This is a genomic window from Janthinobacterium sp. GMG2, assembly GCF_033949445.1.
Lineage (GTDB): Bacteria > Pseudomonadota > Gammaproteobacteria > Burkholderiales > Burkholderiaceae_D > Janthinobacterium > Janthinobacterium aestuarii.
In genome coordinates, this window is record NZ_JAXAWA010000003.1 from 100605 (window position 1) to 127602 (window position 26998).

A 26998-nucleotide genomic window follows, 5' to 3' on the forward strand; every position below is an offset into this window, starting at 1 on the left:
AACCACTTTCCTGTCCCGCCATGAGCACCAATTGCCAAGCTGTTCCTGTTCCTGTCTCCGCCACCGTGCCCGCGCCGGGCGACGCCCACCGCTGGAAAGTACTGGCCGTCGGCGTGGCGGCCAATGCCAGCTTTTCCGCCGCCGCCAACGGCATGCCCACCACGGCCATCTGGCTGCGCAGCGGCTATCACCTGAGCAATACGGAACTGGGGGTGGCGCTGGGCGCCATGGGCTTGGGTGTGGCCCTGACCGAATTGCCGTGGGGCATGGCCACCGACCGCTGGGGCGACCGGCCCGTGCTGCTGACCGGCTTGCTGGGCACCATGCTGGCGCTGTTGTCCTTGCTGCTGTGGATCACGCCTGCTGACGGCGCCGTGCCGCCCCTATGGGCGCTGGCGGCCGGGCTGGCCCTGGTCGGCGTGCTGGGCGGCAGCGTGAATGGCGCCAGCGGCCGCGCCGTGATGCGCTGGTTCGGCCCCGGCGAACGGGGTTTCGCCATGAGCATCCGCCAGACGGCCGTGCCGTTCGGCGGTGGCCTCGGCGCCCTCGTCCTGCCCAGCCTGGCTTCACGCTATGGCTTCATGCCCGTGTTTGGCGCCCTGGCCCTCGTATGCGGCCTGTCGGCGTTTTTTACGTGGCGCTGGATGCATGAGCCCGATTTCTCTGCCGAGGCCGCCACGGGGCCGCACAACGCACCCACGGGCCTGATGAAAGACCAGGCAACATCGCCCCTGAAAAACCGCAAGGTCTGGCGCATGGTGGCCGCCATCGGCTTGCTGTGCGTGCCGCAGTTTGCCGTGCTCAGCTATGCCACCGTGTTCCTGCACGACCATGGCCACCTGGGCCTGGCGGGAATCACGGCCGTGATGGTGGCCTTGCAAGTGGGCGCCATGGTGATGCGCATCTGGAGCGGACGCCACACGGACCGCCACGCGAACCGGCCCGCCTACCTGCGCGGCTCGGCCCTGGTGGCGCTGGCCACGTTCATGCTGCTGGGCATGGCCGCCGCGTGCGATGCGCCGGGCTGGCTGTTGATGGCCGCCGTGGTGCTGGCCGGCATCGCCGTGTCCGCCTGGCATGGCGTGGCCTACACGGAGCTGGCCACGGAAGCGGGCGGCGCCAACGCGGGCACGGCGCTGGGCATGGCGAACACGGCCGTCTACGTGGGCTTGTTCCTCACGCCAATTGCCATCCCGCATTTGCTGGCGGCCAGCAACTGGCCCGTCGTGTGGTGGCTGGCGGGGCTGGTGGCGCTGCTGGCCCGCCCGCTGTTTCCGAAAGCCTAGGGCAGCGCCCGGATCCGGTACACGCAGCGCATCGCATTGGCCAGCACGTGCTGCTCGCGCACGATGCTGGCGTGCGGTCCCACCACTTCCTGGAACAGCTGCAATTCGGAGCGGCAAAAGCCCTGGCAGGTGCGCGCGGCGGCGCAGATGGGGCAGTGGTCTTCGATCAGCAGCCAGTCGTCGCCGTCCGCCTCCACGCGCGCCATATAACCCTCTTCGTCGCGCACGGCCGCCAGTTGCCGCAGCCGCGTGGACAAGTCCGGCGCCGAGCACGCCAGCGCATATGCGCCGCGGCTTTCCTCTTCACGCTGGGTAATTAATTTGTCCAGCCCCGCCTCGCCAAACAGCTGGCGCACGGATCCGATCAGCTTGATCGTCAGCTGCGCATGCGTGTCGGGAAAGCGCGCATTGCCCGCTTCCGTCAAGACCCAGTTCTGGCGCGGCCGGCCGGCACCCGCCTGCGCTTCCTGGCGCCCCTCGATCAAGCCCGCCGCCACCAGCTTTTGCACTTGCTGGCGCGCCGCCTCGCCCGTCATGTCCAGGGTCTTGGCCAGGGTCGCCGTGGAGACGGGTCCCTTGGTCTTGATGAAATACAGGATGCGCTCCGTCGTTTGCGGCGCTTCGCTATTATCCAAACGTTTACTTGTGTAATTCATTTCACTCAACTATCATGGGGCCAGTTAACCAACTAATTGCTTGCATAATAGGCCGGTAGCTCCCCGCTGTCGAGGAGTTTCCACGTCCGTATGCCGGCAAGACACTCTTTGGACGGGAATCCCATGCAGCTGCAGCACTCGATCTGGCTGTTTCACGCCATTCTCGCTACCGGCCTGGCCATCTGGCTGACCTTGGCCGCCATCAACAACCTGCACGCCTTCCACGGCTCCGTCTGGGCCATCGGCAACACCATGCGCATGGACCCGCTGCGCCAGGACCCGACCATCCAGACGCCGCTGCTGCGCCGCGCGCTCACGTCCTTGACCTTGCACCGGCTGTCGCTGGGCGTGGTGCTGACCTTGCAACTGCTGGCCGCCATCGCCGCCTGGACGGGCGTGGCGCTGTTCTTCGGCGCCTCGCTGACGCAGGCGCTGCCCTGGCTGAACCTGGCCCTGTGCGCCATGGCCGCCTTTTTGCTGCTGATGCACCTGGGCGGCCTGTGGTTCGGCTACTGGATCGCACAGGAAGGCTTGCAGACGACGCACCTGGTGCTGCTGCTGTGGACCATCGGCCTGTTCTTTCTTTTCAACGCGCAGCGGACCTGATCAGCCTCCGCTGCGCCTCTTCTTCCCAGTTGTAAAGGACTTCATCATGAATACGAAAATCGTCGGCGCCTGCGCGCTGGCCATCGCCCTGGCCGTCGCGGGCGCCGCGCTGACCCCGCGCGCGGACTCGCATGCGGCCGATGCCGCCGCCTACCCCGCCACCAAGGTGGCGCTGGTGCCCGTCGTGCTGGGCACGCAGGAGCGCTACTTCGCTGGCGTAGGCGAACTGGAAGCGGCGCGCCAGGTGCAGGTGGCGGCCGAAACGGGCGGGCGCATCACGCAGATCCGCTTCGCATCGGGGCAAAGCGTGGCGGCCGGCGCCGTGCTGGTGCAGCTCAATGATGCGCCGGAACAGGCAGCCCTGCTGCGCCAGCGCGCGCAGCTGAAGAATGCGGAAAGCAGCCATGCGCGCACCGCGCAGATGGTCAAGGAAAAGGCAGCCACGCAGGAACAGCTCGATAGTGCGCTGGCCGCGCGCGATGCGGCGCTGGGCGACGTGCGCCAGACGGAGGCGCTGATCGCGCAAAAGACCATCCGCGCGCCGTTCGCCGGACAGCTGGGCATCCGCAAGGTGCACGCGGGCCAGTACCTGAACGCGGCCGACACGGTGGCCAGCCTGATCGACACGCAGTCGCTGATGGTGAACTTCGCCCTCGATGAACAGAGCAGCGCGAAACTGGCGCCAGGCCAGGCCGTGCAAGTGCTGGTGGACGCCTATCCCGATGACATCTTCACGGCCAAGATCAACGCCATCGATCCGCTGATCGCCCGTTCGCGCATGGTGCAGGTGCAAGCGGCGCTCGCCAATCCGCGCGGCGCGCTCAAGGCGGGAATGTACGCGAACGTGCGCGTGGCGCGCGAGGCGGGCCAGCAGCTGACGGTACCGGAAACGGCCGTGACCTACAGCGCGTATGGCGACACGGTCTTTGTCGCGCAGCAGGAGGGAAAACAGCCGCTCACCGTCAAGCGCGTGGGCGTGAAACTGGGCGAGCGGGCAGGGGGCCGGATCGCCATCCTCGACGGCTTGCGCGAGGGCCAGCGCGTGGTCGCTTCGGGCCAGCTGAAACTGGCCGATGGCATGGCCGTGCAAGCGGTCGCCAATACCCTGGACGAAGTAAAACGCGCCGCGCCCAAAGCCGGCTCGTAAAGGAAAGACATCACCATGAAATTTACCGATTTATTCGTACGCCGCCCCGTGCTGGCGCTGGTGATCAGCACCTTGATACTGATGCTGGGCGTGATCGCCATCCTGCAGCTGCCGATCCGTCAATACCCGATGCTCGAATCGTCGACCATCACGGTGAAAACCACGTATCCGGGCGCTTCGGCGGAACTGATGCAGGGCTTTGTCACGCAGCCGATCGCGCAAGCCGTATCGTCGGTGGAAGGCATCGATTACCTCACTTCGTCGTCGGTGCAGGGCAGCAGCACGGTGACCGTGCGCATGGAACTGAACCGCGATTCCACGCAGGCGTTGACGGAAGTGATGGCCAAGGTCAACCAGGTGCGCTACAAGCTGCCCGAAGGCGCTTTTGACCCCGTCATCGAGCGCTCGGCCGGCGATTCCTCGGCCGTCGCCTATGTCGGCTTTGCCAGCGAGAGCGTGTCCGCGCCCGCGCTGACGGATTACCTGGCGCGCGTCGTGCAACCGATGTTCGCCACCATCGACGGGGTGGCCAAGGTCGACGTGTATGGCGGCCAGCAACTGGCCATGCGTTTGTGGATCGACCCGGCGAAACTGGCGGCGCGCGGATTGACGGCGGCCGACGTGGCCGACGCCGTGCGGCGCAATAACTACCAGGCGGCGCCCGGCAAAGTCAAAGGACAATTCGTCGTCTCGAACATCAGCGTCAACACGGATCTGACCAGCGTGGCGGAGTTCCGCGACATGGTCATACGCAAGGGCGGCGATGACAGCGCGTCACTCGTGCGTCTGAAAGACGTGGGCACGGTGGAACTGGGCGCGGCCGCCACGGAGACGAGCGGCATCATGGACGGCGTGCCGGCCGTGTACCTGGGCCTGTCGCCCACCCCGGGCGGCAATCCGCTGGTGATCGTCGACGGTATCAAGAAGCTGCTGCCCGAAATCCAGAAAACCCTGCCACCGGGCGTGAAAGTCGAACTGGCGTTCGAGACGGCGCGCTTCATCCAGTCGTCCATCGACGAGGTGGCGCACACCCTGCTCGAAGCGCTGCTGATCGTCGTCATCGTCATCTACCTGTGCATGGGTTCCTTGCGCTCCGTGCTGATACCCGTCGTGACGATCCCGTTGTCGATGCTGGGCGCGGCGGCGCTGATGCTGGCCTTCGGCTTCAGCATCAATTTATTGACCCTGCTGGCCATGGTGCTGGCCGTGGGCCTGGTGGTCGATGATGCCATCGTCGTGGTGGAAAACGTCCATAGGCATATCGAGGAAGGCAAGACGCCCGTGGCGGCCGCCCTCGTCGGCGCGCGCGAAGTGGCCGGCCCCGTGATCGCCATGACGATCACCCTGGCCGCCGTGTATGCGCCGATCGGCATGATGGGGGGACTCACGGGTGCGCTGTTCAAGGAATTCGCGCTCACGCTGGCCGGCTCCGTGGTGGTGTCGGGCGTGGTGGCCTTGACCTTGTCGCCCGTGATGAGCTCATTGCTGCTGCAGCCCAAACAATCGGAAGGACGCATGGCGCGCGCCGCCGAGCATTTCTTCGAAGGTCTCACCAGCCGCTATGCGCGCCTGCTGGACCGCTCGCTGCACCACCGCTGGCTCAGTGCCGGTTTCGCCGCGCTGGTGATGGTCAGTTTGCCGTTTTTATACCTGCTGCCGCAGCGCGAACTGGCGCCGGCGGAAGACCAGGCCAGCGTGCTGACGGCGATCAAGGCGCCGCAGCACGCCAACCTCGATTACGTGGAGCGCTTTTCCTACAAGCTCGATGCCATCTACAAAAATATCCCGGAAACGGACTCGCGCTGGATCATCAACGGCGGCGAAGGGCCGGCATCGAGCATCGGCGGCATCAACCTCACGCCGTGGGCCGAACGTTCGCGCAACGCGGCCGTCATCCAGGCCGAATTGCAGCATGCCGTGGGCGACGTGGAAGGCACGAGCATCTTCGCCTTCCAGCTGGCGCCCTTGCCGGGATCGAGCGGCGGCTTGCCCGTGCAGATGGTGCTGCGCAGCGCGCAGGATTACGCCACCCTGTTCCGCACCATGGAAGACGTCAAGCAGCGTGCGCGCGATAGCGGCCTGTTTGCCGTCGTCGACAGCGACCTCGATTACAACAACCCGGTGGTCAAAGTGCGCGTCGACCGCTCCAAGGCGAACAGCCTGGGCATCCGCATGCAGGATATCGGCGAATCGCTGGCCGTGCTGGTGGGTGAAAATTACCTGAACCGCTTCGGCATGGATGGCCGCGCGTATGACGTCATCGCGCAAAGCCCGCGCGAACAGCGGCTCACGGCGCAAGCCCTGACGCAGCAGTACGTGCGCGCTGACGATGGCAGCCTGCTGCCCCTGTCCGCCGTTGTCTCGGTGACGGAACAGATCGAGCCGAACATGCTGACGCAATTCAACCAGCAAAATGCGGCCACCTTCCAGGGCGTGCCGGCGCCCGGCGTGACCCTCGGCGACGCCGTCGCCTTCCTCGATGGCGTGGCCAAGACCCTGCCGCCGGGCTTCAGCTATGACTGGCAGTCCGATGCGCGCCAGTTCGCCACGGAAGGCAATGCGCTGCTGCTGGCGTTCCTTGCGGCCGTTGTCGTCATCTACCTGGTGCTGGCGGCGCAGTATGAAAGCCTGACGGACCCTTTGATCATCCTGATCACGGTGCCGCTGTCGATCTGCGGCGCGCTGATTCCGCTGGCCCTCGGCTACGCCACCGTCAACATCTACACGCAGATCGGCCTCGTGACCCTGATCGGCTTGATCAGCAAACACGGCATCCTGATGGTGGAATTTGCCAACGAATTGCAGGTGCATGAACGGCTCGACCGCATCACGGCCATTCGCAAGGCGGCGCAGATCCGCTTGCGCCCGATTTTGATGACGACGGCCGCCATGGTGGTGGGCCTGGTGCCGCTGCTGTTCGCCTCGGGCGCGGGCGCCAACAGCCGCTTCGGCCTCGGTGTGGTGATCGTCTCGGGCATGTTGATCGGCACCTTCTTTACCCTGTTCGTGCTGCCCACTGTCTACACCTTTTTGGCCCGCCGCCACACGGCCGACCATGCCACGCCGCGTGCACGCGATTTGTCGCAGGCGCTGAAGGAATCCCCATGAAAAATTACCGCTATCTTGTCTCTCTTTTCCCCGTGCTGGCCGGCTGCGCCGTCAGCCCCGCCTATGTCACGCCGGGCACGCCCGCCATCCATTTGGCCAGTCCGCAGCAAGCGCAATTCGCACCCGGCGCGAGTGCCGTCAGCGAGGCCGCCTGGTGGACGTTTTTCGACGATGCGCGCCTGTCGCGGCTGATCACCAGCGCGCTCGAACACAACCTCGATATCGCCCAGGCGCAGGCGAATCTGCTGGCCGCGCGTGCCGTTTTCGACGAACGCCGGCTCGATGAACTGCCCACCGTCACGGGCCAGGCAGGATGGCAGCGCGCAGTCAAGCAGGACACGCCAGACAGCCGCGCCGCCAGCGCCAGCACGCGCATAGGGTTCGACGCGCAATGGGAGATCGACCTGTTCGGCCGCCTCGGGCACATGAGCCGTTCGGCGCAGGCGCGCGCCGACGCGGCGCAGGCGGACTTGCGGCAAGTGCAGCTGACGATCGCCGCCGAAGTGGCGCGCAATTACTACGAGGCGCTGGGCTACCAGCAAAACCTGGCGCTGACGCAGGCGCAGGTGCACAGCTGGCGCGATACGGTGGCATTGACCGACGCGCGCATCCGCGCCGGCAGCGGCTTGCCGGAAGAGCGCCATAACGCGCTGGCCAACCTGGCGCGCAGCGAAGCGATGCTGCCGCCCTTGCAAGCGGGTTTACTCCAGGCGCAGTACCGGCTCGATGTCTTGAGCGGTCAAACCCCGGGCGCCATCGCGCTGGCGACCACGCCGCGGCAACAGGCGCCGCTGGCGGGCCAGCTGCCGCTCGGCGACGTGAACCGCCTGATCAAGCAGCGTCCCGACGTGGTGCGCGCCGAGCGCCTGCTTGCCGCCTCCAGCGAAGACGTGGGGGCCGCCACGGCCGACCTGTATCCGCGCCTGAGCCTGGGCGGTTTCCTCGGCTTCTTTGCGCTGCGCGGCAGCGGTGTATTCGACGGCGGCACGCGCGCGTTCGAGGTGGCGCCATCGGTCAGCTATCCGGCCTTCCGCCTGGGCAGCGTCAAAGCACGCTTGCGCGGCACGCAGGCCGAAGCGCAAGGCGCCTTGGCGCGCTATGAGCAGACGATGTTATTGGCGCAGGAAGACGTGGAAAACGCCGTCACGCAACTGGCGGAAAACCAGACGCGATTGGCGTCCCTGCTGCAGTCGGCGCGCCATGGCAACGCGGCCCTCGGCATCGCCAGCACGCGCTATCACGGTGGTTCCGGCAGCTACCAGGCCGTGCTGGAAAACCAGCGCGCCTTGTACGATATCCGGCGCGAAGCGCTGCTGGCGGAAACGGCGTCCTACATCGATGCGATTGCCCTGTACAAGGCGCTGGGATGGGGGCAAACTATGTAGTATTTTCGATCAAAAGGAGAGACGATGTTCACGCAAGGCAGCTGGCTCAATGCACCGGAAAACTGGTCCGCCGACGGCGCGCAATTGCGCGTGACGACGGACGCCAGCACGGATTTCTGGCGCAAGACCTCGTATGGTTTTATCCGCGACAGCGGCCACTTTTTCGGCACCGGCATCGAGGGCGATTTCACGGCGCAGCTGCATGTGTCGGCGCAGTACGCAGCGCTGTACGACCAGGCGGGCCTGATGGTGCGCATCGATGCGGAAAACTGGATCAAGTGCGGCGTCGAATTTTCCGACGGTCAGCTCTTGTTGAGCACCGTGCTGACGGTCGATACATCCGATTGGGCCGTCAGCCTGGCGCCCGCCATGCCGGACGGTTTCTGGCTGCGCGTGACGGTGGAAAAAGGCGCCATCCGCGTGCAGTATTCGACCGATGGCAAGCTGTGGCCGCTGCTGCGCCTGGCGCCGTTTCCCGTGGCATCGCGCTACCTCGTCGGCCCCATGTGCTGCACGCCGGAACGCGCTGGACTTGAAGTCGTGTTTTCGCAGTTTTCCACCGGCCCGGCGCTGCAAAAAGACTTGCACGATCTCAGTTGAGTGGCCGTGTGTGCGTGGTGGATCAGGCGGCGGAATCGAGCCACTGATTCTCGACACACCATTGCCGCACGTCGGCGGTCAGTTGTACTGAAACCGGCTGGAGTTCCGGGAGTTTTTTCTCGTATTTCCGGATGCTGGCTGCAAAAAAAGTGAAGAAAGCGGCGCCGATCAATTTGCGTTGCCCCGGTGTGTCTTTTTTCACCGGCACGAAGTCTTCTTCGTCCATGGCGATATCGAGGCCGAACATATTGTCGCTGGCGTAGTAACGGCAAAAGGTTTTTCTCTGCAAGTCTTTCGGCACGCAGCGCAGGCACACAAACAATTCCCAGTCGAGGGCAGGATATTTTTCTTCCATCAAGGGACCAAGCTGCCGCAGTTCATGACCAATGTCAAAAACCTTGGTCCAGCTTGGCGAGTCCGATGTCGTATCAATGCGCATCTTTGTTTTCTCCGAGTGCAAGAAGCCCATGATACGCACATCGACCTCCCGGCAGCGCACACACGCACAGTGCCATCAGCTCAAGGCCGTATCGAGCACCATCATCAGGAGAAAACCAAACACCAGCGCGATACTGGAAAAACCGCCATTGCCGCTGCGCTGCGCCTCGGGAATGGCGTCGTGCACGATGACGAACAGCATGGCGCCGGCGGCCGCCGCCAGTCCCCACGGCAGCAGGGCGGACGAGAGGCCGATCAGGGCCAGGCCCGCCAGCGCCGCCACGGGTTCAACCAGGCCGGAGGCGGCGCCCATGGCCACCGACAGACGCCGGCTGTAACCCACGCTGCGCAGCGCCAGCGCCACGACCAGGCCTTCGGGCACGTCCTGGATAGCGATGCCGGCTGCCAGCGCATTGGCGCGTTCCAACTCCACGCCGACATAGCCGACGCCGATCGCCAGTCCCTCGGGCAGGTTGTGCAAGGTGACGGCCAGCACAAAAATCCACACCCTTTTCAGGCTGCTGGCGGCGACGGGCGCGCCGTGCTGCACGCGTTCGCGCACCACCAGGTTGAGCGCCACGATCAGCAGCATGCCCAGGCCCATGGCAAAGGCCACCAGCAGGCTGGCGTGCATGGGCGTTGCCACGCGCTGCCTGGCCGCCGCCAGCGCCGGCAGCACCAGTGAAAACGCGGTGGCCGCCAGCATCACGCCGGCGCCAAAACCGAGGAAGCAGTCGTAGTTGCGCTGCGAAAATTTGTGCGACAGCAGCACCAGCACGGTCCCCAACGCCGTGGCGGCTGCCGCCATGCTGCCGCCGATCAGGGCCGGCTCCAGATGGGCATGGCGCAGCGCCAGCTCGGTCGCCAGCGCGTACAGCAACCACAGCGCGCCACCGCCGCACAAGGCAAAGCCCAGTGCCTGGGGCCAGGACCAGTGTCTGGCCAGGGCCTGCAGCGCGCGCGGCGTATTCACGCTGGTGGTGCCCGGCCAGCTGCGCTACAAGGGCATGGACGAGGTGCCGCCATCGCGCCCGTTGGGCCGCATCCCCAGCTCCGCGCCCGTCAGCGGGTCGGCATCGGGATTCGACGCCGTGCGCGCAGCCATCTGCTGCACGGTGGCCAGTTCGTCCTGCGGCAATTTCACTTCTGCTTCGCCAGTGCCGCCATCGACGGCCATCTGCTGGCGCGGGTCGGAAATGTACTGCCACTTGCCGCCCTGGTTCCACGGTCCCCGTTCCTCGCCCGGCCCCTGCGACATATTGAAATACACGTCCGCGTACTGCGGGTCGCCCGGCAGTTTGCCCGGCGGGAAATTGGGCTCGATCGAATACAGGGCTTTTTCAAACGACTTCTGGTGCGCCACTTCGCGCGTCATCAGGAAACCCAGCGCTTCCTTCACGCCCGGGTCGTCCGTCAGGTTGATCAGGCGCTCGTAGACGATCTTGGCGCGCGCCTCGGCGGCGATATTCGAGCGCAGGTCGGCCGTCGGTTCGCCGATGGTGTCGATGTAGGCGGCCGTCCACGGCACGCCGGCCGAGTTGACCAGAGGCGCGCCGCCGCCGTACAGCACCTGCGTCACATGGCTGTCGTTGCCCGCGCCCGTGATATTGCGGTACAGCTCCGCCGCCTGGTCGACGCCCTCGGCCAGCCGCCCCTTGGCGCCCTTGTTGAGCATGACGACGATATTGCCGATCACTTCCAGGTGGCTCAGTTCTTCCGTGGCGATATCGAACAGCATGTCCTTGCGGCCCGGATCGTCCTCGGACAAAGCTTGCGTGAAATAGCGGCAGGCGGCGGCCAGCTCGCCCTGCGGGCCGCCGAATTGTTCCAGCATCAGATTGGCCAGCCCGGGATTGGGCTGCTCCACCCTGACCGTGTATTGCAGTCGCTTGTTGTGTGCAAACATGGGGTTCTCCTCGTTCGCAGCACGCCGGCCTACTCGTGCTGATTCAGTGATCTGTGGATGTCCTTCGACTCGTTGCGGCCCGGCCGGTCGTCGGCCAGCTTGCCCGCTTCGCTCTGCGGACGCTGCGCCGCGCCCTTGACGTGGGCATTGCCATCGGGCTGCGTCAGGGTGGGCAGGTTTTCCTGCTCCACCAGGTCGGGCCCGCCCTGCGGCGTGATGACGTCATTGGCCCAGTGGCCGCTGTTGGCATTGCCACTGGCCAGCTTGCCGCCGCCCTGGTTCGCATACGCATCGCCCTTGGCCTTATCGGCGTCGGTCTTGTCCATGCGCGTGTTGCGGCCCTGGTCGGCGGGGTGCTGCGGGGTGTTGCCGTGTTCGTCCTGCATGCGCTTCTCCTCGGGTAGTGGATGAAGTTCCATGCTACTGGCGCGCAGCGGCCGGCAAGATAGGCGCGCGGCGGGCCGGCGTGTAGGAAAGTGACTCGCGCAGCGCCTCAGCGCCGCCGCAGCCACAGCGCGCCGGCGGCCAGGCCGATGCCGAAGGCGCCGTACACCAGCAGCAGCGAGGGGCGCGACAGGCGCATCTCGTAGCCGGGCTGCAAACGGTGCGGCGTCAGCTGGTAATCAGTGAAACAGGCCACGGCCGTCGCGCCGGCCGCCGCCGCGACGGTGGACGCCACGCGGCGCCGGTCGAGGATGCGTGCCGCATAGCGCTCGAACAGCACGCCCCAGAACATGGCGCTGCAATGGTGGATGACATAGCCGACCAGGGTGTGCCTGAGCGAGGCGTCGTCGCAGCGCGCCGCCTCGTCGCCCCACAGCCAGTGGCTGACGGCGTTGACGGCGGCGAACACGCTGCCCGTTTCGCGCCGCCCGCACAGGGCCAGGGCGGCGGCGGACAGGAGGGAGGCAAGGCTGCCCGACAGGGCGCCATGACGCAGGGTGGCAGGCAAGGATGGCATGGTGGTCTCCTATGGTGAATGCGGCAATGAACTGAAACGCAAAAGGCGAATCCAACTCCCATCAGGAAAGGGCATCGATGCGCATACTGCTGACGGGGGCGAGCGGTTTCATCGGAACGCATGTTTCGACCGCGCTGCTGGCCGAAGGTTTCCAGCTCGCGTGCACGACACGCCGCGCGCCGCCCCGCGCGCGCAGCGGCGATGGGCAGCGCGTGCGCCTGATCGAGGCTGATTTTGCGCGCGACACGGCCAAGGCCGCGTGGCTGCCGCGCCTGGCCGGCATCGACGTCGTCATCAACTGCGTCGGCATCATCGCCGAGCATGGCACGCAGACGTTTGCGGCCCTGCACACGCAGACGCCGCGCGCCCTGTTCGCCGCCTGCGCCGAGAGCGAGGTGCAGCTGGTGATACAGCTGTCTGCCCTGGGCGCCGACGAAGGCGCCGTCTCGCCCTACCATCTGAGCAAGAAGGCGGCCGACGATTTTCTCGCCGGCCTGCCGCTGCGCGCCGTCATCGTGCAGCCTTCGCTCGTGTATGGCGACGATGGCGAAAGCGCGCGCCTGTTCCGCATGCTGGCCAGCCTGCCCGTGTATCCCCGCTTCGGCCGCGCGCCGCAGCCGGTGCAACCCGTGCACGTGGACGACTTAAGCGACCTGATCGTCGCGCTGGTGCGCGGCGCGGGCGCGCTGGGCGGACAGAAGACGCGCCGCGTGCCCGTCGTGGGGCCGCAGGCGCTGCCGTTTGCGGCCTACCTGGCGGCCCTGCGCGCGGCCATGGGGCTGGGACGCCTGCGCGTCGTGCCGCTGCCCCGGTGGCTGATGCCGCCCGTGCTGCTGCTGGCCAGGCTGCTGGGCTTCGCCATGCCGGACCGCGCCACCCTGGGCATGCTCGAACGGGGCAATACAGCCGATGCGGGGCTCACGCGGCGTTTGCTGGGGCGCGCGCCGCGGCCCGTGGCGCAGTTCATCAGCGACGCGCGCGGCGCGGCCGTGCGCGCCCAGCTGGACTGGCTGCTGCCCGTGCTGCGCCTGTCGATTGCCATCGTGTGGATCGCCACGGCCATCGTCTCGGCCGGCGTCTATCCGCTCGAAGACAGCTATGACCTGCTCGAACGCAGCGGCGTGCCGCCAGCCTGGGCGCCGCCGCTGCTGGCCGGCGCCTGCCTGTTCGACCTGCTGCTGGGCATGGCCACCCTGGCGCTGCGCCCGCCGTGGCGGCGCTGGCTATGGCCGCTGCAGGCCGCGCTCATCGTGTTCTATACCGTCTGGATCGCCGTATTCCTGCCGGAATTCCTCTGGCACCCCTACGGTCCCCTGACGAAAAACCTGCCCATGCTGGCGGCCCTGTGGCTGCTGTACCAACTGGAGGAACATCCATGGAATACCTGATCGTCAAATGGCTGCACATCGTCTCGTCGACCCTGCTGTTCGGCACCGGCATCGGCTCGGCCTTCTACCTGCTGTTCACGAGCCTGAGCCGCGACGTGCGCGCCATCGCCGTCGTCAGCCGCCACGTGGTGCGCGCCGACTGGCTGTTTACGGCCACCACGGTGGTGTTCCAGCCCCTGAGCGGCTTTTACCTGGCCCATCTGGCCGGTTATCCCTTGGGCAGCCGCTGGATCGTCTGGTCCGTGGTGCTGTACCTGGTGGCGGGCGCCTGCTGGCTGCCCGTCGTGTGGCTGCAGATGCGCATGCGCGACATGGCGCAGGCGAGCGCGCGCGACGGCCTGGGCTTGCCGGCGCTGTACTGGCGCTACCTGCGCATCTGGACGGCGCTGGGCGTGCCCGCCTTCTTCGCCCTCATCGTCGTGTTTTACCTGATGACGGCCAAGCCGGCTTGAACACGCATCACCGGGTTTGCGTCAGTGCTTGCGGCCCTGCTTCTTGCCGCCGCCGGCACCCTTGCCGGAACCGGCCTTCGTATGGCTGGCCGCATCCTTGCCGCGCTTGCCAACGTCATTGTCGGTACTGCTTTTGTCTTCCGTGGGGCCGGCCGATTGGCGGTTCTGGCCGGCCTGCGATTTTTGCTTGGTCATGAGGCGCTCCTGATGAACGAGGGGACCCTGTCAGCCTAGCCGCCATGGCGCCATTGTCCATCGGCGCGCCCGCCGCCACGCTGTAGGATCAATCCGCCCGCGCCGCCCACGTTTCATGCAGGTGGCGCCACAGCAAGGCGCCATCGGGCGTTTTTTCATACACGACGGTGGACCAGCGCTCGGTGTTTTCCGTGCCCGGCAACGACTGGAATTCTCGGTAGGAGACGGTCGCACCGGCGGCGCTTTCCTGGATCAGCTGCAAGTCCGTGATGCGCATGGCAAGGCCCGGGCGGCTGCCGCCGGCGCCCTGGAAAAACCTGGTCAAGCCAAAGTGGTCGAGCCGCATCCCGCCCGGCGCCACCATCGTAAAGTCGGGCGAGAAACGCGCCAGCAATTGCGCGCAGTTTTCCGCCGCCGCCTCGCCAGAAAGCCATGCACGGATCAGCACATGCGTGGATAAAACGTCGTCAAAATAGGGATTTGTTGCAGTCATTTTTTGCTAGCTCCATGGTGATGTAAAAGGTCGAGAACGGCGCGGTTGTCGATGCGCAAGCACAGTGCCAAAGGCAGTAAGCATGAGGCGGCGGCCAGCGCAAAGCACCAGTGGAACACCTGCGCCGCACGCAGATGCTGGGCAGGGTCGTCCAGCGATGCGATACCCTGCGCCGCCAGCAAGCCATTGAGTAATACGCTGAGCAGCGCCACGCCCAGGCAAAAGCCCAGCTGGCGGTTGATATTCCACACGGCGCTGGCCTGGCTCAGCTGCCCGTCCGGCGTGCGCAAGAAGGCCGTGCTTTGCGCCGTGCTGCTGCACAGGCCGCCACCAAAGCCCATCACGGCATACGCACCGGACAGCCAGAACAGCTGATCGGCCGCAGCCACACGCAGCAGCATCAGCATGCCCGCCGCCTGCAACAGGGCGCCCGCGATGAACAGCGGTTGCGGACCCACGCGGCGGTAGCTTTTGCCGGTCAATGAAATGGCGGCAAACGAAGCCAGCGCCCACGGCAGCATCAGCGCGCCGGCCTTGGACGCCGGCATGCCCAGCACGCCCTGCAGATACAGCATGGCCAGCAGGCTCACGCCCATGAAGACGCCCGGCACCAGCAGATACATCAGCATGGCGATGCGCAGCAGCGGCTCACTGGCCAGGCGCAGGTTAAGCAGCGGCGTCGATTTGCGCAGCGCACCGCGCACATAGCCCCAGGCGCAGGCTACGCCCAGCGCCAGCACCCCGGCGCCGGCCAGCAGTTCGTCCGGCGTGCCCAGCATGGTCAAGCCCAGCAACAGCAGCAAAATCGCCGTGCTGCCCGCCAGCAGGCCGGCCACGTCGAGACGGGGAACGGCCCCGCGCGGCGGGTCGGGACGCAGCCAGCAGGCGGCCAGCAACAGCGCCAGCGCGGCAAACGGCACGTTCAAATAGAAAATCCAGCACCACGACAGGCTGTCGACGATGACGCCGCCCAGCGCAGGCGACAGGGCCGGCGCCAACAAGCCCACCAGCATGATGACGGAGGATAGTCCCGGCCGCTCTGCAGGCTGATACAGCTGGTAGGTCATGCTTTGCCCCAGCGGAATGAGCAAGCCGCCGCCGAGGCCCTGCACGCAGCGCCAGGCGATCAGCGCTTCGATCGATGGCGCCAGGCCGGCGCCGATGCTGGCGACTAAAAAAGTTAGCAACGATGCCATGAACACGGTTTTGCTGCCATAATAGGCAGCCAGCCAGGCGCTGGCAGGGATGACGATGGTCAGGCCGAGGATGTAGGCGGTGCTGATCCAGGCCAGCTGCGCCACCGAAGCGTGCAGGGCATGGCCGATGTCGGGGTAGGCGACGCTGGTGATGAACATGTTGATCAGGTCAACGAAAAATCCCAGCAGATAGATGGCCGCGACCTTTTTGCGATAGTCCATGGTGCTCCGAATGGCAAACGGCCAGCTTAAGCGCCAACCGCCATTTGCGTAACGGGCCAGCCCCGATTACACTGTCAAATCTATTTTGACAAAACCCTGTAACCCGCATCTCTTCTTATTTTTATCTATGATCAGTCTTGACCGCCTGGGTATTTTTATCGCCATCGTCGATGCCGGTTCGCTGACGGCGGCCGCCGCCGTGCTGGGCCAGAGCAAGGCCGTCGTCAGTTTTAATTTGAAACAGCTGGAGGCGGAGCTGGGCGTGTCTCTGCTCACACGCAGCACGCGCAGCCTGGCGCTGACCGACGTGGGGCGGCGCTTTTATGAAGATTGCCAGCGCGTGCTCAGCGAAGCGCAGGGCGCCATCGAAACAGCGCGGCAGGGCCACCAGGGCTTGCGCGGCACCCTGCGCCTGACCACCACCGTCGAATACGGCAGCCGCACGGTGATCCCCGCGCTGATCGCCTTTGCCGCCGCCCACCCGCAGCTGCAGATCCAGCACTCGTCGTCATCCTCGCACGAAGACCTGATCTCGGGTCGCTACGACCTGGCCATCCGCATGGGTTCCCTCAACGATTCGAGCTACCGCGCCGCGCTGATCGAACCGTACGCGATTTGGCCCGTCGCCTCGCCCGCCTACCTGGCCAGCCTGCCTGCGAAGGGCATCGCCACCTTGGACGACTTGCAGCGCGCGCGCTGGCTGGCGCACAGCCGCCTGGCCGCGCCGCTGCGCTGGGACGTGCAGACACAAGACGGCCCCGCCGCCTTCACGGCGCAGGACGACGCCGCCATCCATTCCGACTCCGCTTCGGCCCTGCTGGGCTTTGCCCTGGGCGGCTGCGGCGTGGCCCTGCTGCCGCAGTGGCAGGTGGAGGGGGAAGTGCGCGCGGGACGCCTGCGCCGCCTGCTGCCTGACGTCGTCTTCCCGGAGCAGGGCGTGTATGCCGTGTATCCGAACACCCAGCATATCGCGGAAAAAGTACGCGCTTTTATCGACTTTTTGCGCGCCTTTGTGGGCATACCGGACTGAGGTTTCACGTGGCGCCACGGCGCCCATATCACGTCGTCAATACTTGTTGAATACAACGATTTCCAAAGGGCAAACGGGCGCCACTTTCGTTTTTCCCGGCCTACACTGGAAGGACGTTGTTCACCGATTGGAGACCATCATGGCACATACATTGGCAGCAGTTTTCGCCGTGCGCGATATGGCCGAGCGCGCCCGGCACGACCTGATCACGGCTGGCTTCCCCGGCGCCAGCATCCGCCTGCATGATGCGGGCAGTGACGATTTTTCCGCCACCGAAAACATCCGCCGCGACGACAGCGACAGCCTGCTCGACAGCGTCAAGCATTTCTTCACCGACCTGTTCGGCAGCCACGCCGACCGCCACATCTATGCGGAAGCCGTGCGGCGCGGGCATGTCGTGCTGACCTTGGAAGAGGCGAGCGACGCCGACATCCAGCGCGCCACCGACATCGTCGAACGCTACGCGCCGCTCGACATCGATGCGCACGCGGACCACTGGCGCGCCGGCGGCTGGCAAGGCGCGCCGCAAGACGCCAGCGCGATGCGCCAGGGTGCCAGCATGCAGTCCGATACGTCATCGCAGCAGGGCAGCATGAACGAGGCGCCAGGGTCGCAGCAGTTTGCCACCGACATGGCCCCGCCGCCGTCCAGCGCGGGCGCCAACGTGCGCCGCTATCCCAGCGCCGACAACCTGCCCGGCACCAACTACGACGACGAGCAGTACTACCGCAGCCACTGGAGCGCCACCTATATCGCCACCGGCGCGCGCTTCGAGGACTACGATCCCGCCTACCGCTATGGCCATTCAATGGCGAACAGCGACAGCTACCGGGGCCGCCCATGGGACGACGTGGAAGCGGACCTGCGTTCCACGTGGGAGCACACGTATCCGCAATCGGCGTGGGACAAGTTCAAGGCGGCCGTCAGGCATGGCTGGGAACGCGTGACATCCTGACGCGCGGGGAGGGGGATGGTCCCCTCTCAGCGCCCCTCGTGCGTGAGCTTGAGGAAGTGGTTCAGGATGTGGAAATGGTCTTCGAAGAATTGCTCTTCCATGGCCGGCAGCGCGGCCACGGGTACCCACTGCGCCAGCGCCGCATCGTCGGCCGCCGTCACGGCCGGCAGCTGGCGCGTCTTCAAATCGAAGTAATGCGCATGCGTGATGGTGCGCCCGCGCTGGCTGCGGTCCGGGTGGTCGAACACGGCCACCCCGACCAAGGCCTCGACGAGGGTGGGCGCAAGCACGCCCAGCTGGGTTTCCTCCGCCAGTTCGCGCAGGGCGCCCTGCAGCAGGCGTTCGCGCGGCTCCAGGAAGCCGCCGGGCAGCGCCCACAAGTCCTTGCCCGGATAGCCGCCGCGGCGCACGAGCAGCACGTGGCCGCCCGTCTGCACCAGTGCGTCGACGGTGGTGAAGATGGGCGGATACGGCGCCGCGCGCCAGCGCGCTTTATACGCTTCGATGGCGCGGTATTCCTGCACCAGCGGCGCATACCACGGCAGCAAGGTCCACGCCTTTACATACTGGCCGATGGCCGCCGGCAGCAGCTGGGCCACGGCGCTCAGCGACACGTCCACGTCTTCCGCCTCGAACAGCACGTTGCGGATGGCCGTCGCGCCGATGGGCGCGCCAGGGTCGATCTCCAGGTTCAACAGCTGCCAATGGGGGAAGTGATGCAGGTAGTAACTGGTGGCGTCCTTGAAGCAGGCCACCAGCATCACGCGCTGCGCCTTCGGCACGGCGCCCGCCACGGCGTGCCGCACGGCGTCAGCCCACAGGCCATCGTCGTAGTAATCGCGCACGGCCACGTAATGCACGCGCGCGCGCTGCGCCTCGGGCAAGGTCGCGGCGATCATGGCGGCCCGCTCCTGCCACGTAAACGGGTTCTTCGGACTGCGCGCATGGAAGGCCGAGCCGAGCACCACCACCACTTGCGCAGCCGTCGTCAGCGCCTTTTGCAGCAAGCCCGCATGGCCATTGTGAAAAGGCTGGAAGCGGCCGATCAGGATGGCCGCGTCGGCAGGGTAGGATGGGGTCATGCGTCGTCTCCGGTGGGGTAATGGGCGGCGATCGGCAATTGACGCCCGCTGCCAAAGGCGCGCGAACGCACGCGGATGATCGGTGCCGCCTGGCGCCGCTTGTATTCGTTGCGGGCGACCATGCCGAGGATGCGCGTTACGAGGGCGCGCCCCTCGTCCGTCTCGCGCAGCTGGTCGACCAGGGTCAACGCCTGTGCGCTTTCTGGCGCCGGCAGGCGGCGTCCTTCGATATGCCATTTGAGAATTTCATCGAGTACGGGATACGGCGGCAGACTATCCGTGTCGCGCTGGCCCGGCGCCAGTTCCGCCGATGGCGGTTTATCGAGCACGGCGACGGGGATCAGTTCGCGCCCGGCGCTGGCGTTGATGTGGCGCGACAGGGCGAACACCTCCGTTTTATACAGGTCGCCGATCAGGCCCAGTCCCCCATTCGTGTCGCCGTACAGGGTGCAGTAACCGACCGAGATTTCGCTCTTGTTGCCGGTGGTGAGCAGCAGGGCGCCAAACGCGTTCGAGTATTCCATCAATATCGTGCCGCGCACGCGCGCCTGCAGGTTTTCCAGCGGCAGTCCCTGCAGCTTGCCGTCGAAGGCCTGGGCGTAGCCGGTTTCATATTGCGCCACGATGTCGCGGATCGGATGCGTGTAGAGGGCGATGCCCAGATTGGCGCACAGGGCGACGGAATCGGTGACGGAGCCGGCGCTGGAAAACACGGATGGCATGGTGATGCCCACGACGTTGTCGGCGCCCAGCGCTTCGACGGCCAGGGCCAGGGTCAGCGCCGAATCGATGCCACCCGAGCAGCCGACGACGACTTGCGTAAAGCGGCAGCGGCGCGCGTAGTCGCGCAAACCGAGCACGATCTGGCGCCGCGCAAATTCCACGGCGGGGATGCCGTCCGGGTCGGGCACGGGAAACGCGGCACCGTCGGTACGCGTAAAACGGCCATCGGCAAAGCGCAGCAATGGAAAATCTTCGACGAAGCGGGCCGCTTCGAATTGCACGCCCTGGCTCGGTGACATGGCGAACGAGGCGCCGTCGAACACGAGCTGGTCCTGGCCGCCCACCTGGTTGACGAACAGCAGGGGCAAGTTCACGCGCGCGCAGGCGGCGCCAAACACGGCGTGGCGCTGCGCGCGCTTGCCGATGTCGGACGGGCTGGCGTTGATGCTGACGATCAGGTCGGGCTGCGCCGCGTGCAGGGCGTCGAAGGGGTTGACGGCGTAGGCGCGGCCATCGTCATTCCAGCCATCCTCGCAAATCATGAAGCCGACCTTGCAGCCAGCGATCTCCAAGGTGCAGGCGCCGGGCGGGCCCGGTTCAAAATGGCGGCCCTCGTCGAAGATGCCGTAGGTGGGCAGCAGCTGCTTGTAGTATTCGGCCACGATGTGCCCGTCACGCATCGCCAGCAAGGCGTTGTACAGGGGCTTGCCGACGCCGGAGTTCGGCCGCGCCGTGCCGATGACGGTAACCAGCTCCGGCCAGCGCGTGGATGCTTGCAGCACGGTGTCGAGCGCCTGCTGCATGCCGCGCAGGAAGGCGGCATCTTCGAACAGGTCGCCCGGGTAATACGCACACAGCGACAGTTCGGGACAGACGAGCAGATCCGCGCCTTCCTCGCTGGCGCGCTGCATGCGCGCGACAATGGCGGCGACATTGGCGTCGAAGTCGCCCACGGTGGGATTCATCTGGGCGAGGGCGATGGTCAGCATGGTGATCCTTCAATCGGTTGCGCTTGAAACCACTATCCTGCCTGAAAAGTTTTCCGAGCGTACTGATGCAATCGTGCAAGCCTGCCGATCCCGCTACAAGGTCTTGAGCCAGGCCCGCAAGCGTGTGCGCGCGTTCGCATACGGCGATGCCGTGTTGAACTGGATCATGCGTCCCATCGTGTAATGCGTGTACCAGGGCTGGCCATACAATTGCGCATCATCGTGTGCTTCGACCAGCGCCAGCAGCTGGTTTTTCGCCTGTTCCAGGCGCTGCAGCAACTCGTCCATGCTCAGTTCAGCATAGTCGGCATAGAAGCGCTGCGCCAGTTTTCCCAGAGCGTTCCACGTGAAACCTTCGGCGGGAAAGGCGATGTCCTCGATGTGTTTGCCGTCGCGTAGCTGCGCGTGCCAGTGCAAGACCAGCTCGTTCCAGCCGACCAGATAGGCGAGCAGATCGCACACGCTCATGCGCGTGCCGGCCACTTGCCCTTCCAGCACGGGCTCCCGCGATAGCGCCGGCGGCACGCGCGCCAGCTCCTGCGCCAGCTTCGCATACGTGCTGTTGATGGCGTCGAGCAGTTCCTGCTTGCTGTTGGGGACCGCCATCACGCCGCCTTGACGACAGGCAAGCCGGCCGCCTGCCAGTCGTCGTAGCCGCTGCCGAGACGGCGCGCGTGCAGGCCGTGCTGGCGCAGGGCCGCCACGGCCTGCACGGACAGCACGCAATACGGGCCGCGGCAGTAGGCGGCGATCTCTGCGTTCGCAGGCAATTCGTCGAGGCGGCGCTGCAAGTCATCAAAAGGAATATTGACCGCACCGGGCAAGTGGCCGGCGGCAAATTCCTGCGCGGGCCGCACGTCGAGCACGGTGATGCTGGCTTCGCGCATGCGCTCGAGCAACTCGTCGCCCGTGATCGCTTCCACGTGGTCGCCCCGTCCCAGCGCCTGCAATTCGCTGCGCTGGTGCTGCGCATACACGTCCAGCGCGGCCAGCAGTTGCACGATGGGTCCGCTGCCGAGCCGGTACAGCACGCGCTTGCCGTCGCGCCGCGCCTGCACGAAACCGGCACGCCGCAATTGCTGCAAATGCTGGGAGGTGTTCGCCACGGACAAGCCCGTCAACTCCACCAGCTGCTCCACCGCGTACTCGCCATGCACGATCTGCTCGAGCAGGCGCAAACGCGGCGCGCTGCCTAAAATATGGGCAAAACCGGCGGGACTGGCAAGGGTATCGATTTCTGCATTGTTCATTGACACAATGCTAGCACCCTTATAACATTCAAGCAATTCATTGAATGTTAGGGGCGGCAATGCAAATACTTTGGCTCGATGCGCTGGCGATCGGCGTGGGCGCGACGGCGGTGATGGATGTGTGGGCGGTGGCCTTGAAACGCTTCTGGTGCATTCCCTCGCTGAACTTTGCGATGGTGGGGCGCTGGCTCGGCCATCTGCCGCGCGGCACCTTCAGCCACGTCAACATTGCCCAGGCGGCGCCCGTGCGCGATGAAGCCATCCTGGGCTGGACGGCCCATTACGTGATCGGCGTGCTGTTTGCGGCCGTGCTGCTGGCGCTGGTGGGACAGGAGTGGGCGCAACAGCCGACGTTCGCGCCGGCGCTGCTGGCGGGCCTCGTGAGCGTGGCCGCGCCATTTTGCATCTTGCAGCCGGGCATGGGCGCCGGCCTAGCCGCCAGCAAGACGCCGCACCCAAACGCCGCCCGCCTGCGCAGCTTGATGGCGCACACGGCGTTCGGCGTCGGCCTGTACCTGGCGGCCCTGCTGTGGTCGACCGTGCGCTGACTTGTGCCGACTAGCTCGTCAGCGGCGGTACCGGTGCGGGCGCCGGTGCAACGGCTGACATGGCCGGCGCCTCGGGCTGCGCCGGCACCGTACTCAGCACCATCGTGCTGGGTTTGGCGATCGCGATGTGCGCCTCGTCCAGGCGCTTAAGCAGTTCGAACAGCAGCGCGCTGCGGATGCCCGACGTCAGGCGCGGCGACGAGGCAAAGCCGGTGGCGTTGAACAACAACAGGCCATTGTCGATGCCGTCGAGCTGCACATTCGGCGCCGGTGTGTCGAGCACGTCGGGATTGTCGACAAAGACGGACAGGATCAGCGCGCGCGCCACCTGCGCATCCGTGCCCAGCGGCAGCGGCAGCTTGACTTGCACCAGGCCCAGCGGATTGGCCAGGGTCACGTTGCGCACCGTCTTGGTGATGAATTCCGAGTTCGGCACGATCACCGTCGAGCGGTCGCCCAGCTGAATTTCCGTGGCGCGCACATTGATGCGGCGAATGTCGCCCTCCACGCCGCCTAACGACACCCAGTCGCCCACTTTGACGGGACGCTCGGCCAGCAGGATCAGGCCGGAAACGAAATTCTGCACCACGGCCTGCAAGCCAAAACCGATACCCACCGACAAGGCCGACGCCACCCACGCGATGCGCTCGAGGCCGATGCCGGCCGCCGACAGGGCCAGCGCCACGGCCAGCACGCCGCCGATGTAGCCGAACAGGGTGATGAACGACACTTGCATGCCCGTATCAAGATTGGTGGTCGGCAAATAACTGTTTTGCAGCCAGCGCTTGAACAGGCCCAGCGCGATAAAGCCGACGACCAGCACCAGCAGCGCCTGGATCATGGCGGCCGGACGAATCGCCACTTCGCCAATGGCCAGGCCATCCTGCAGCTTGCCGACGCGCTGGAACAGCTCGCCCGGACCTTCGCCAAACGGCGCCAGCAGCAGCATCAGGGCCAGCAGCACGACGATGGCGCGGCCGATGCCCGACAGCAGCACGGCCGCCTGGTCGCGCGCCTTGGGCGTGGCCAGCACGGGATGGGCCGCGTCGGGCGGCGGCGGGGTCGAGGCCAGCAGCATGCAGATATCGTCAACCAGCACCGTCAGCAGATACGTGCTGCACACCACGACGATGACCCAGGCGATTTGCTTGGCGACAAAGCTGCCGAACGCCACATAGCCGACCAGCAAGCTGATGACGCTGGACGCCAGCGCCAGCCACAGCAGCACCGTGACGCAGCGCAGCCACAGCGGCGTGACGAGGGTGGCGGGATCGGCCTCGCGCAACTGGCGCCAGCAGCGCTCGGCCCGCATCAGGCCGTAGGCGATGGTCGTGCTCATCACGAGGGCGACGATGCAGTTGACGGCCACGGCCGTCGACAGGCCCGCATTGATGACGATGGTGACCCGTTCCGTCGCCCACACGAGCACGACGATGAAGGAAAACATCGATGGAAAATTGCGCATGCGGTGCGCCAGCGCATCGGGCAGGGGCAGAAGACGCCACGACACGCGGCGCGGCGACAGCAGCGCGTGGCCCAGCCCTGCCGTAAAACCGGCAAAACAGATGATGCCGATCAAGCTGCTGAGGAAAGTCGAGGTTTTTTCGGACAGGCCGCCCTCCCAGCGCAAGCCCATGGCCAGCAATTCCGCCACCAGGCCCGGCGTGGCCAGCGCCAGCACCAGCACGGCCAGCGCATGCAGCGAACGGCGTAAACGGCCATGCGGCACGCGCGTGGACGTGACCACCAGCAAATAGCGCGAAATCCAGACGCTGGCGCCGATCACGGCCACGATGGCGGCCAGCAAGCCGCCCCAGGCCGACCACGGCGTGGCGCTTGCCGCGTTCGCCAATTCCAGCTCCAGCGCCCGCAGCCGTTGCAGGTTCTGCGGCAATTCCGCATGCAGCTGCTTCCAGAACGAGCCGGCGAGTATCGACGCCGTGCGCTCGCCCAGACGCGCCTGCAACTGCGCGCGGCGCACCGTCGACACCTGCTCCGACGCCTGCGTCGCTTCCACGGCCAGCAGGCGCGCCAGTTTTACTTGCGCATCGAGCGCGCTGCTGGTGCGGTCCAGCTGGCTGCGCTGCGCCGCCACGTCGGGAGCGTCTTTCGTGCCCGCCGCCGGCTTGCCCAGCTCGGCCAGCCGCGCCTGCACGCTGGTGAGCGTGGGCGCGAGCGCATCGGCCACCTTGTCCGCCTCGGCGCTGGCCGCCAGCGCGTCGGCACGCATCTGCGACAGGGTCGCGTCATCGAGCTCCGCCTCGCCATCGAGCGCCTTTTGAATACCGGTGATCTGCTTGCGCAAGCCATCGAGACGCTGGTCAGCCGTGGCGGCATCGTCGACGGGCTGCGACCAGGCGGGTGGCGGGGCCAGCGAGCAGGCCAGCAACAACGCCAGCAGGAAGGGGAAGAAACGGAGACGGAAAGAAGTCATGCGGACCTAAGGCTGAAAATGGGAAAAATTGCCGAATCGGCGGCGACGCCGGTCATGGCCTGCCGCCAGGCGGGTGCCTGCCAATATAGCTGAAAACACGCGCAAGCCGCAGAACAGGCGGAACCGGCGTGCATCCAAGGGGGCGACTAGGCATATTGCCCTATGGAAATATCGCATAAAAAGGTCTAGGATCGTCCTCCGCTTGGCGGCGCGGCCCCCAATCCGCAGCCGCCGACCTTTTGACCATTCCCTCCGTATTGAGACTGCCATGAAGTTTTTATCCAACCTGACCATCGGCACCCGCCTCGCCGTGGGCTTTGGCGCCATCGGCGCCATGCTGATCATCATCTCCTGCCTGGGCATTGCCATGCTGGGCAAGATCAACCAGGGCACCGGCCATATCGTGCATGACAGCATGCCGAAGATTGAGCTCGCCAACAGCGTATCGGCCAACATCAACGACATCGCCATTGCCTTGCGCAACATGATGCTCAGCGCCGATCCGGCCGACCAGCGCAAGCAAACGGACGCCATCCTGGCCGCGCGCCAGGCGGCAGCCGGCAATCTCGGCAAGCTTGCGAACATGCTCGATTCCGACCGCGAACGCGCGCTGCTGGCCAAGATGAACGACGCCAACACGCGCTACGCGCAGGGGCAGGAAGCTTTGCTGGAACTGATCAGGAGCGGCACGCCGGACAACAGCAGCGCCTATCTGTACGGCCAGCTGCGCCCCGTCTTGCTCGTCTACAAGCAATTGATTGCTGAACAGATCAGCTTGCAAAACACCCTGGCCAACACGGCGGGCGACAATGCCAATGCGACCTATGCCAACACGCGCACCTTGCTGATCGGCATGTCGCTGGCGGCGCTGGCCATCGCGGCGGCCTTGGCGTACGGCATCACGCGCTCGATCACCGGCCCCGTCACCACGGCGCTGCAGGTAGCCAACACGGTGGCCGCAGGTGATTTGCGCAGCCAGATCACGGTGCAGTCGCGCGATGAAATGGGACAGTTGTTGCAGGCGCTCAAGCGCATGAACGACAACCTGGCGCAAACGGTGGGCACCGTGCGCGCCGGCACGGAAACGATCGCCTCGGCCTCGTCCGAAGTGGCGGCGGGCAGCCTGGACCTGTCTGCGCGCACGGAGCAGCAAGCCAGTTCGCTGGAAGAGACCGCCTCTTCCATGGAAGAGCTGACCTCGACCGTCAAGCAGAATGCCGACAATGCGCGCCAGGCGCATGTGCTGGCCGACACGGCTTCCGGCGTGGCGCAGCGCGGCGGCGCCGTCATCGCGCAAGTGGTGGCGACCATGCGGCAAATCGACGCCTCGTCGAACAAGATCGCGGACATCATCGGCGTCATCGATGGCATCGCCTTCCAGACCAACATTCTGGCCTTGAACGCGGCCGTGGAAGCGGCACGCGCGGGCGAGCAGGGCCGCGGCTTTGCCGTCGTGGCCACGGAAGTGCGCAGCCTGGCGCACCGCTCGGCTGCCGCGGCCAAGGAAATCAAGACCCTGATCGACGACTCGACCCAAAGCGTGGCGGCCGGCAGCGAGCTCGTGCATCAAGCCGGCAACACCATGACCGACCTGGTCGACAGCGTGCGCCGCGTTACCGACATCATGGAAGAAATCACCTCCGCCAGCGCGGAACAGACGGCCGGCATCGAGCAAATCAACCAAGCCATCAGCGAAATGGACAACGTCACCCAGCAAAATGCGGCCCTGGTGGAAGAGTCGGCGGCAGCAGCGGCGGCCATGCAGGAGCAGGCGGCCACCCTGGCGCAGGTGGTGAGCGCATTTAAACTGGGCGGCGTGCCAGCGGCGACCTTGCCAACGCCTGCCGCGCGGCCAGCGGCCGGTACGGCAATGCGCGTGGCCGTGGCAGCGGCAACGCAACGCGCCTGCGCGCCGGCCCAGTGGGAGGAATTCTAGAATAGCGCGACG

Annotated in this window: 26 protein-coding genes; 12 read left to right on the forward strand and 14 right to left on the reverse strand. The window is 65.9% G+C overall.

Annotated elements, in window-relative coordinates; translation table 11 throughout:
- The first annotated feature begins 20 nt into the window (after window positions 1-20).
- A complete protein-coding gene (locus tag SKZ59_RS12495; RefSeq protein ID WP_319991957.1) occupies window positions 21-1286 on the forward strand; it encodes an MFS transporter in 1266 nt (421 codons plus the stop codon).
- Here SKZ59_RS12495 and SKZ59_RS12500 read toward each other — a convergent pair.
- The gene (locus SKZ59_RS12500; protein WP_319991958.1) at window positions 1283-1942 is read right to left on the reverse strand and encodes a helix-turn-helix transcriptional regulator; all 660 of its coding nucleotides are present in this window, start codon (window positions 1940-1942) and stop codon (window positions 1283-1285) included. The genes SKZ59_RS12495 and SKZ59_RS12500 overlap by 4 nt on opposite strands.
- 123 nt (window positions 1943-2065) lie before the next feature.
- Between SKZ59_RS12500 and SKZ59_RS12505 the strand changes: the two genes are divergently transcribed.
- Genes SKZ59_RS12505 through SKZ59_RS12525 form a run of 5 tightly spaced genes read left to right on the forward strand, consistent with a single transcriptional unit; the run spans window position 2066 to window position 8788 of the window.
- Complete coding sequence (locus SKZ59_RS12505; protein ID WP_070303193.1) at window positions 2066-2548, forward strand: DUF2165 family protein; 483 nt, start codon at window positions 2066-2068, stop codon at window positions 2546-2548.
- Window positions 2549-2594: 46 nt separating this feature from the next.
- Window positions 2595-3695 (forward strand): efflux RND transporter periplasmic adaptor subunit, encoded by a 1101-nt coding sequence (locus tag SKZ59_RS12510; protein WP_319991959.1) that lies wholly within the window; start codon window positions 2595-2597, stop codon window positions 3693-3695.
- Window positions 3696-3710: 15 nt separating this feature from the next.
- Window positions 3711-6803 carry a MexW/MexI family multidrug efflux RND transporter permease subunit gene (locus SKZ59_RS12515; protein WP_319991960.1) on the forward strand — a complete coding sequence of 1031 codons (3093 nt, stop codon included), beginning with the start codon at window positions 3711-3713 and terminating at the stop codon, window positions 6801-6803.
- Window positions 6800-8188 (forward strand): TolC family protein, encoded by a 1389-nt coding sequence (locus tag SKZ59_RS12520; protein ID WP_319991961.1) that lies wholly within the window; start codon window positions 6800-6802, stop codon window positions 8186-8188. The genes SKZ59_RS12515 and SKZ59_RS12520 overlap by 4 nt, the downstream gene beginning before the upstream one ends.
- 24 nt (window positions 8189-8212) lie before the next feature.
- On the forward strand, window positions 8213-8788 hold the full coding sequence (locus SKZ59_RS12525; RefSeq protein WP_319991962.1) for a DUF1349 domain-containing protein: 576 nt from the start codon (window positions 8213-8215) through the stop codon (window positions 8786-8788).
- Window positions 8789-8810: 22 nt separating this feature from the next.
- Here SKZ59_RS12525 and SKZ59_RS12530 read toward each other — a convergent pair whose 3' ends face one another.
- The 5 genes from SKZ59_RS12530 to SKZ59_RS12550 form a co-directional block, all read right to left on the reverse strand.
- Window positions 8811-9266, reverse strand: coding sequence for a hypothetical protein (locus tag SKZ59_RS12530; RefSeq protein WP_319991963.1), 456 nt, complete (start codon window positions 9264-9266; stop codon window positions 8811-8813).
- A gap of 36 nt (window positions 9267-9302) precedes the next feature.
- Window positions 9303-10199 (reverse strand): ZIP family metal transporter, encoded by an 897-nt coding sequence (locus SKZ59_RS12535; protein WP_319991964.1) that lies wholly within the window; start codon window positions 10197-10199, stop codon window positions 9303-9305.
- 24 nt (window positions 10200-10223) lie between these two features.
- Window positions 10224-11132 carry a manganese catalase family protein gene (locus SKZ59_RS12540; RefSeq protein ID WP_034752585.1) on the reverse strand — a complete coding sequence of 303 codons (909 nt, stop codon included), beginning with the start codon at window positions 11130-11132 and terminating at the stop codon, window positions 10224-10226.
- Between the two features lie 29 nt (window positions 11133-11161).
- Window positions 11162-11518, reverse strand: a complete 357-nt coding sequence (locus SKZ59_RS12545) for a hypothetical protein (RefSeq protein WP_319991965.1) — start codon at window positions 11516-11518, stop codon at window positions 11162-11164.
- A gap of 107 nt (window positions 11519-11625) precedes the next feature.
- Complete coding sequence (locus tag SKZ59_RS12550; protein ID WP_319991966.1) at window positions 11626-12093, reverse strand: hypothetical protein; 468 nt, start codon at window positions 12091-12093, stop codon at window positions 11626-11628.
- A gap of 77 nt (window positions 12094-12170) precedes the next feature.
- Between SKZ59_RS12550 and SKZ59_RS12555 the strand changes: the two genes are divergently transcribed.
- Window positions 12171-13481, forward strand: a complete 1311-nt coding sequence (locus SKZ59_RS12555; protein ID WP_319991967.1) for an SDR family oxidoreductase — start codon at window positions 12171-12173, stop codon at window positions 13479-13481.
- Window positions 13469-13933: a DUF2269 domain-containing protein gene (locus tag SKZ59_RS12560; protein WP_319991968.1), complete on the forward strand. Its 465-nt coding sequence runs from the start codon at window positions 13469-13471 to the stop codon at window positions 13931-13933. The genes SKZ59_RS12555 and SKZ59_RS12560 overlap by 13 nt, the downstream gene beginning before the upstream one ends.
- A 21-nt stretch (window positions 13934-13954) precedes the next feature.
- On the opposite strand, the gene SKZ59_RS12565 is transcribed toward SKZ59_RS12560, so the two are convergent.
- The 3 genes from SKZ59_RS12565 to SKZ59_RS12575 all read right to left on the reverse strand — a co-directional run bounded on the left by SKZ59_RS12565 (window position 13955) and on the right by SKZ59_RS12575 (window position 16039).
- Window positions 13955-14128: a hypothetical protein gene (locus SKZ59_RS12565; protein ID WP_161781496.1), complete on the reverse strand. Its 174-nt coding sequence runs from the start codon at window positions 14126-14128 to the stop codon at window positions 13955-13957.
- Window positions 14129-14216: 88 nt separating this feature from the next.
- Complete coding sequence (locus SKZ59_RS12570; RefSeq protein WP_319991969.1) at window positions 14217-14621, reverse strand: DUF4440 domain-containing protein; 405 nt, start codon at window positions 14619-14621, stop codon at window positions 14217-14219.
- Window positions 14618-16039 (reverse strand): MFS transporter, encoded by a 1422-nt coding sequence (locus SKZ59_RS12575; RefSeq protein WP_319991970.1) that lies wholly within the window; start codon window positions 16037-16039, stop codon window positions 14618-14620. Before SKZ59_RS12575 ends, SKZ59_RS12570 begins: the two co-directional genes overlap by 4 nt.
- A 127-nt stretch (window positions 16040-16166) precedes the next feature.
- Between SKZ59_RS12575 and SKZ59_RS12580 the strand changes: the two genes are divergently transcribed.
- Window positions 16167-17069: a LysR family transcriptional regulator gene (locus tag SKZ59_RS12580; RefSeq protein ID WP_319991971.1), complete on the forward strand. Its 903-nt coding sequence runs from the start codon at window positions 16167-16169 to the stop codon at window positions 17067-17069.
- A 139-nt stretch (window positions 17070-17208) separates the two neighbouring features.
- Entirely contained in the window at window positions 17209-18024 is an 816-nt protein-coding gene (locus SKZ59_RS12585; RefSeq protein WP_319991972.1) for a hypothetical protein, read from the forward strand.
- Between the two features lie 26 nt (window positions 18025-18050).
- Here SKZ59_RS12585 and SKZ59_RS12590 read toward each other — a convergent pair whose 3' ends face one another.
- From SKZ59_RS12590 to SKZ59_RS12605, 4 genes are all read right to left on the reverse strand, one after another.
- Window positions 18051-19106, reverse strand: a complete 1056-nt coding sequence (locus SKZ59_RS12590; RefSeq protein WP_070303204.1) for a bifunctional nicotinamide-nucleotide adenylyltransferase/Nudix hydroxylase — start codon at window positions 19104-19106, stop codon at window positions 18051-18053.
- Entirely contained in the window at window positions 19103-20818 is a 1716-nt protein-coding gene (locus tag SKZ59_RS12595) for an NAD+ synthase (RefSeq protein ID WP_319991973.1), read from the reverse strand. The genes SKZ59_RS12590 and SKZ59_RS12595 overlap by 4 nt, the downstream gene beginning before the upstream one ends.
- Window positions 20819-20911: 93 nt before the next feature.
- A complete protein-coding gene (locus SKZ59_RS12600; protein ID WP_319991974.1) occupies window positions 20912-21424 on the reverse strand; it encodes a ClbS/DfsB family four-helix bundle protein in 513 nt (170 codons plus the stop codon).
- Complete coding sequence (locus SKZ59_RS12605) at window positions 21424-22068, reverse strand: metalloregulator ArsR/SmtB family transcription factor (protein ID WP_319991975.1); 645 nt, start codon at window positions 22066-22068, stop codon at window positions 21424-21426. Before SKZ59_RS12605 ends, SKZ59_RS12600 begins: the two co-directional genes overlap by 1 nt.
- A gap of 59 nt (window positions 22069-22127) precedes the next feature.
- Here SKZ59_RS12605 and SKZ59_RS12610 point away from each other — a divergent pair, with 59 nt between their 5' ends.
- Window positions 22128-22616 (forward strand): DUF2938 domain-containing protein, encoded by a 489-nt coding sequence (locus tag SKZ59_RS12610; RefSeq protein ID WP_319991976.1) that lies wholly within the window; start codon window positions 22128-22130, stop codon window positions 22614-22616.
- A 10-nt stretch (window positions 22617-22626) separates the two neighbouring features.
- Here the strand turns inward: SKZ59_RS12610 and SKZ59_RS12615 are convergent, their stop codons facing one another.
- Window positions 22627-25050, reverse strand: a complete 2424-nt coding sequence (locus SKZ59_RS12615) for a DUF3772 domain-containing protein (RefSeq protein WP_319991977.1) — start codon at window positions 25048-25050, stop codon at window positions 22627-22629.
- Between the two features lie 268 nt (window positions 25051-25318).
- On the opposite strand from SKZ59_RS12615, the gene SKZ59_RS12620 reads away from it, so the two are divergent.
- Window positions 25319-26986: a methyl-accepting chemotaxis protein gene (locus SKZ59_RS12620; RefSeq protein ID WP_319991978.1), complete on the forward strand. Its 1668-nt coding sequence runs from the start codon at window positions 25319-25321 to the stop codon at window positions 26984-26986.
- Window positions 26987-26998 lie beyond the last annotated feature (12 nt).

Coding starts and splice junctions, on each gene's coding strand:
- SKZ59_RS12620 (WP_319991978.1), top strand. CDS start 25,319: ATGAAGTTTTTATCCAACCTGACCATCGGCACCCGCCTCGCCGTGGGC.
- SKZ59_RS12540 (WP_034752585.1), bottom strand. CDS start 11,132: ATGTTTGCACACAACAAGCGACTGCAATACACGGTCAGGGTGGAGCAG.
- SKZ59_RS12495 (WP_319991957.1), top strand. CDS start 21: ATGAGCACCAATTGCCAAGCTGTTCCTGTTCCTGTCTCCGCCACCGTG.
- SKZ59_RS12585 (WP_319991972.1), top strand. CDS start 17,209: ATGGCACATACATTGGCAGCAGTTTTCGCCGTGCGCGATATGGCCGAG.
- SKZ59_RS12500 (WP_319991958.1), bottom strand. CDS start 1,942: ATGAATTACACAAGTAAACGTTTGGATAATAGCGAAGCGCCGCAAACG.
- SKZ59_RS12560 (WP_319991968.1), top strand. CDS start 13,469: ATGGAATACCTGATCGTCAAATGGCTGCACATCGTCTCGTCGACCCTG.
- SKZ59_RS12525 (WP_319991962.1), top strand. CDS start 8,213: ATGTTCACGCAAGGCAGCTGGCTCAATGCACCGGAAAACTGGTCCGCC.
- SKZ59_RS12580 (WP_319991971.1), top strand. CDS start 16,167: ATGATCAGTCTTGACCGCCTGGGTATTTTTATCGCCATCGTCGATGCC.
- SKZ59_RS12545 (WP_319991965.1), bottom strand. CDS start 11,518: ATGCAGGACGAACACGGCAACACCCCGCAGCACCCCGCCGACCAGGGC.
- SKZ59_RS12550 (WP_319991966.1), bottom strand. CDS start 12,093: ATGCCATCCTTGCCTGCCACCCTGCGTCATGGCGCCCTGTCGGGCAGC.
- SKZ59_RS12515 (WP_319991960.1), top strand. CDS start 3,711: ATGAAATTTACCGATTTATTCGTACGCCGCCCCGTGCTGGCGCTGGTG.
- SKZ59_RS12610 (WP_319991976.1), top strand. CDS start 22,128: ATGCAAATACTTTGGCTCGATGCGCTGGCGATCGGCGTGGGCGCGACG.
- SKZ59_RS12555 (WP_319991967.1), top strand. CDS start 12,171: ATGCGCATACTGCTGACGGGGGCGAGCGGTTTCATCGGAACGCATGTT.
- SKZ59_RS12565 (WP_161781496.1), bottom strand. CDS start 14,128: ATGACCAAGCAAAAATCGCAGGCCGGCCAGAACCGCCAATCGGCCGGC.
- SKZ59_RS12595 (WP_319991973.1), bottom strand. CDS start 20,818: ATGCTGACCATCGCCCTCGCCCAGATGAATCCCACCGTGGGCGACTTC.
- SKZ59_RS12510 (WP_319991959.1), top strand. CDS start 2,595: ATGAATACGAAAATCGTCGGCGCCTGCGCGCTGGCCATCGCCCTGGCC.
- SKZ59_RS12615 (WP_319991977.1), bottom strand. CDS start 25,050: ATGACTTCTTTCCGTCTCCGTTTCTTCCCCTTCCTGCTGGCGTTGTTG.
- SKZ59_RS12600 (WP_319991974.1), bottom strand. CDS start 21,424: ATGGCGGTCCCCAACAGCAAGCAGGAACTGCTCGACGCCATCAACAGC.
- SKZ59_RS12505 (WP_070303193.1), top strand. CDS start 2,066: ATGCAGCTGCAGCACTCGATCTGGCTGTTTCACGCCATTCTCGCTACC.
- SKZ59_RS12575 (WP_319991970.1), bottom strand. CDS start 16,039: ATGGACTATCGCAAAAAGGTCGCGGCCATCTATCTGCTGGGATTTTTC.
- SKZ59_RS12520 (WP_319991961.1), top strand. CDS start 6,800: ATGAAAAATTACCGCTATCTTGTCTCTCTTTTCCCCGTGCTGGCCGGC.
- SKZ59_RS12590 (WP_070303204.1), bottom strand. CDS start 19,106: ATGACCCCATCCTACCCTGCCGACGCGGCCATCCTGATCGGCCGCTTC.
- SKZ59_RS12605 (WP_319991975.1), bottom strand. CDS start 22,068: ATGAACAATGCAGAAATCGATACCCTTGCCAGTCCCGCCGGTTTTGCC.
- SKZ59_RS12570 (WP_319991969.1), bottom strand. CDS start 14,621: ATGACTGCAACAAATCCCTATTTTGACGACGTTTTATCCACGCATGTG.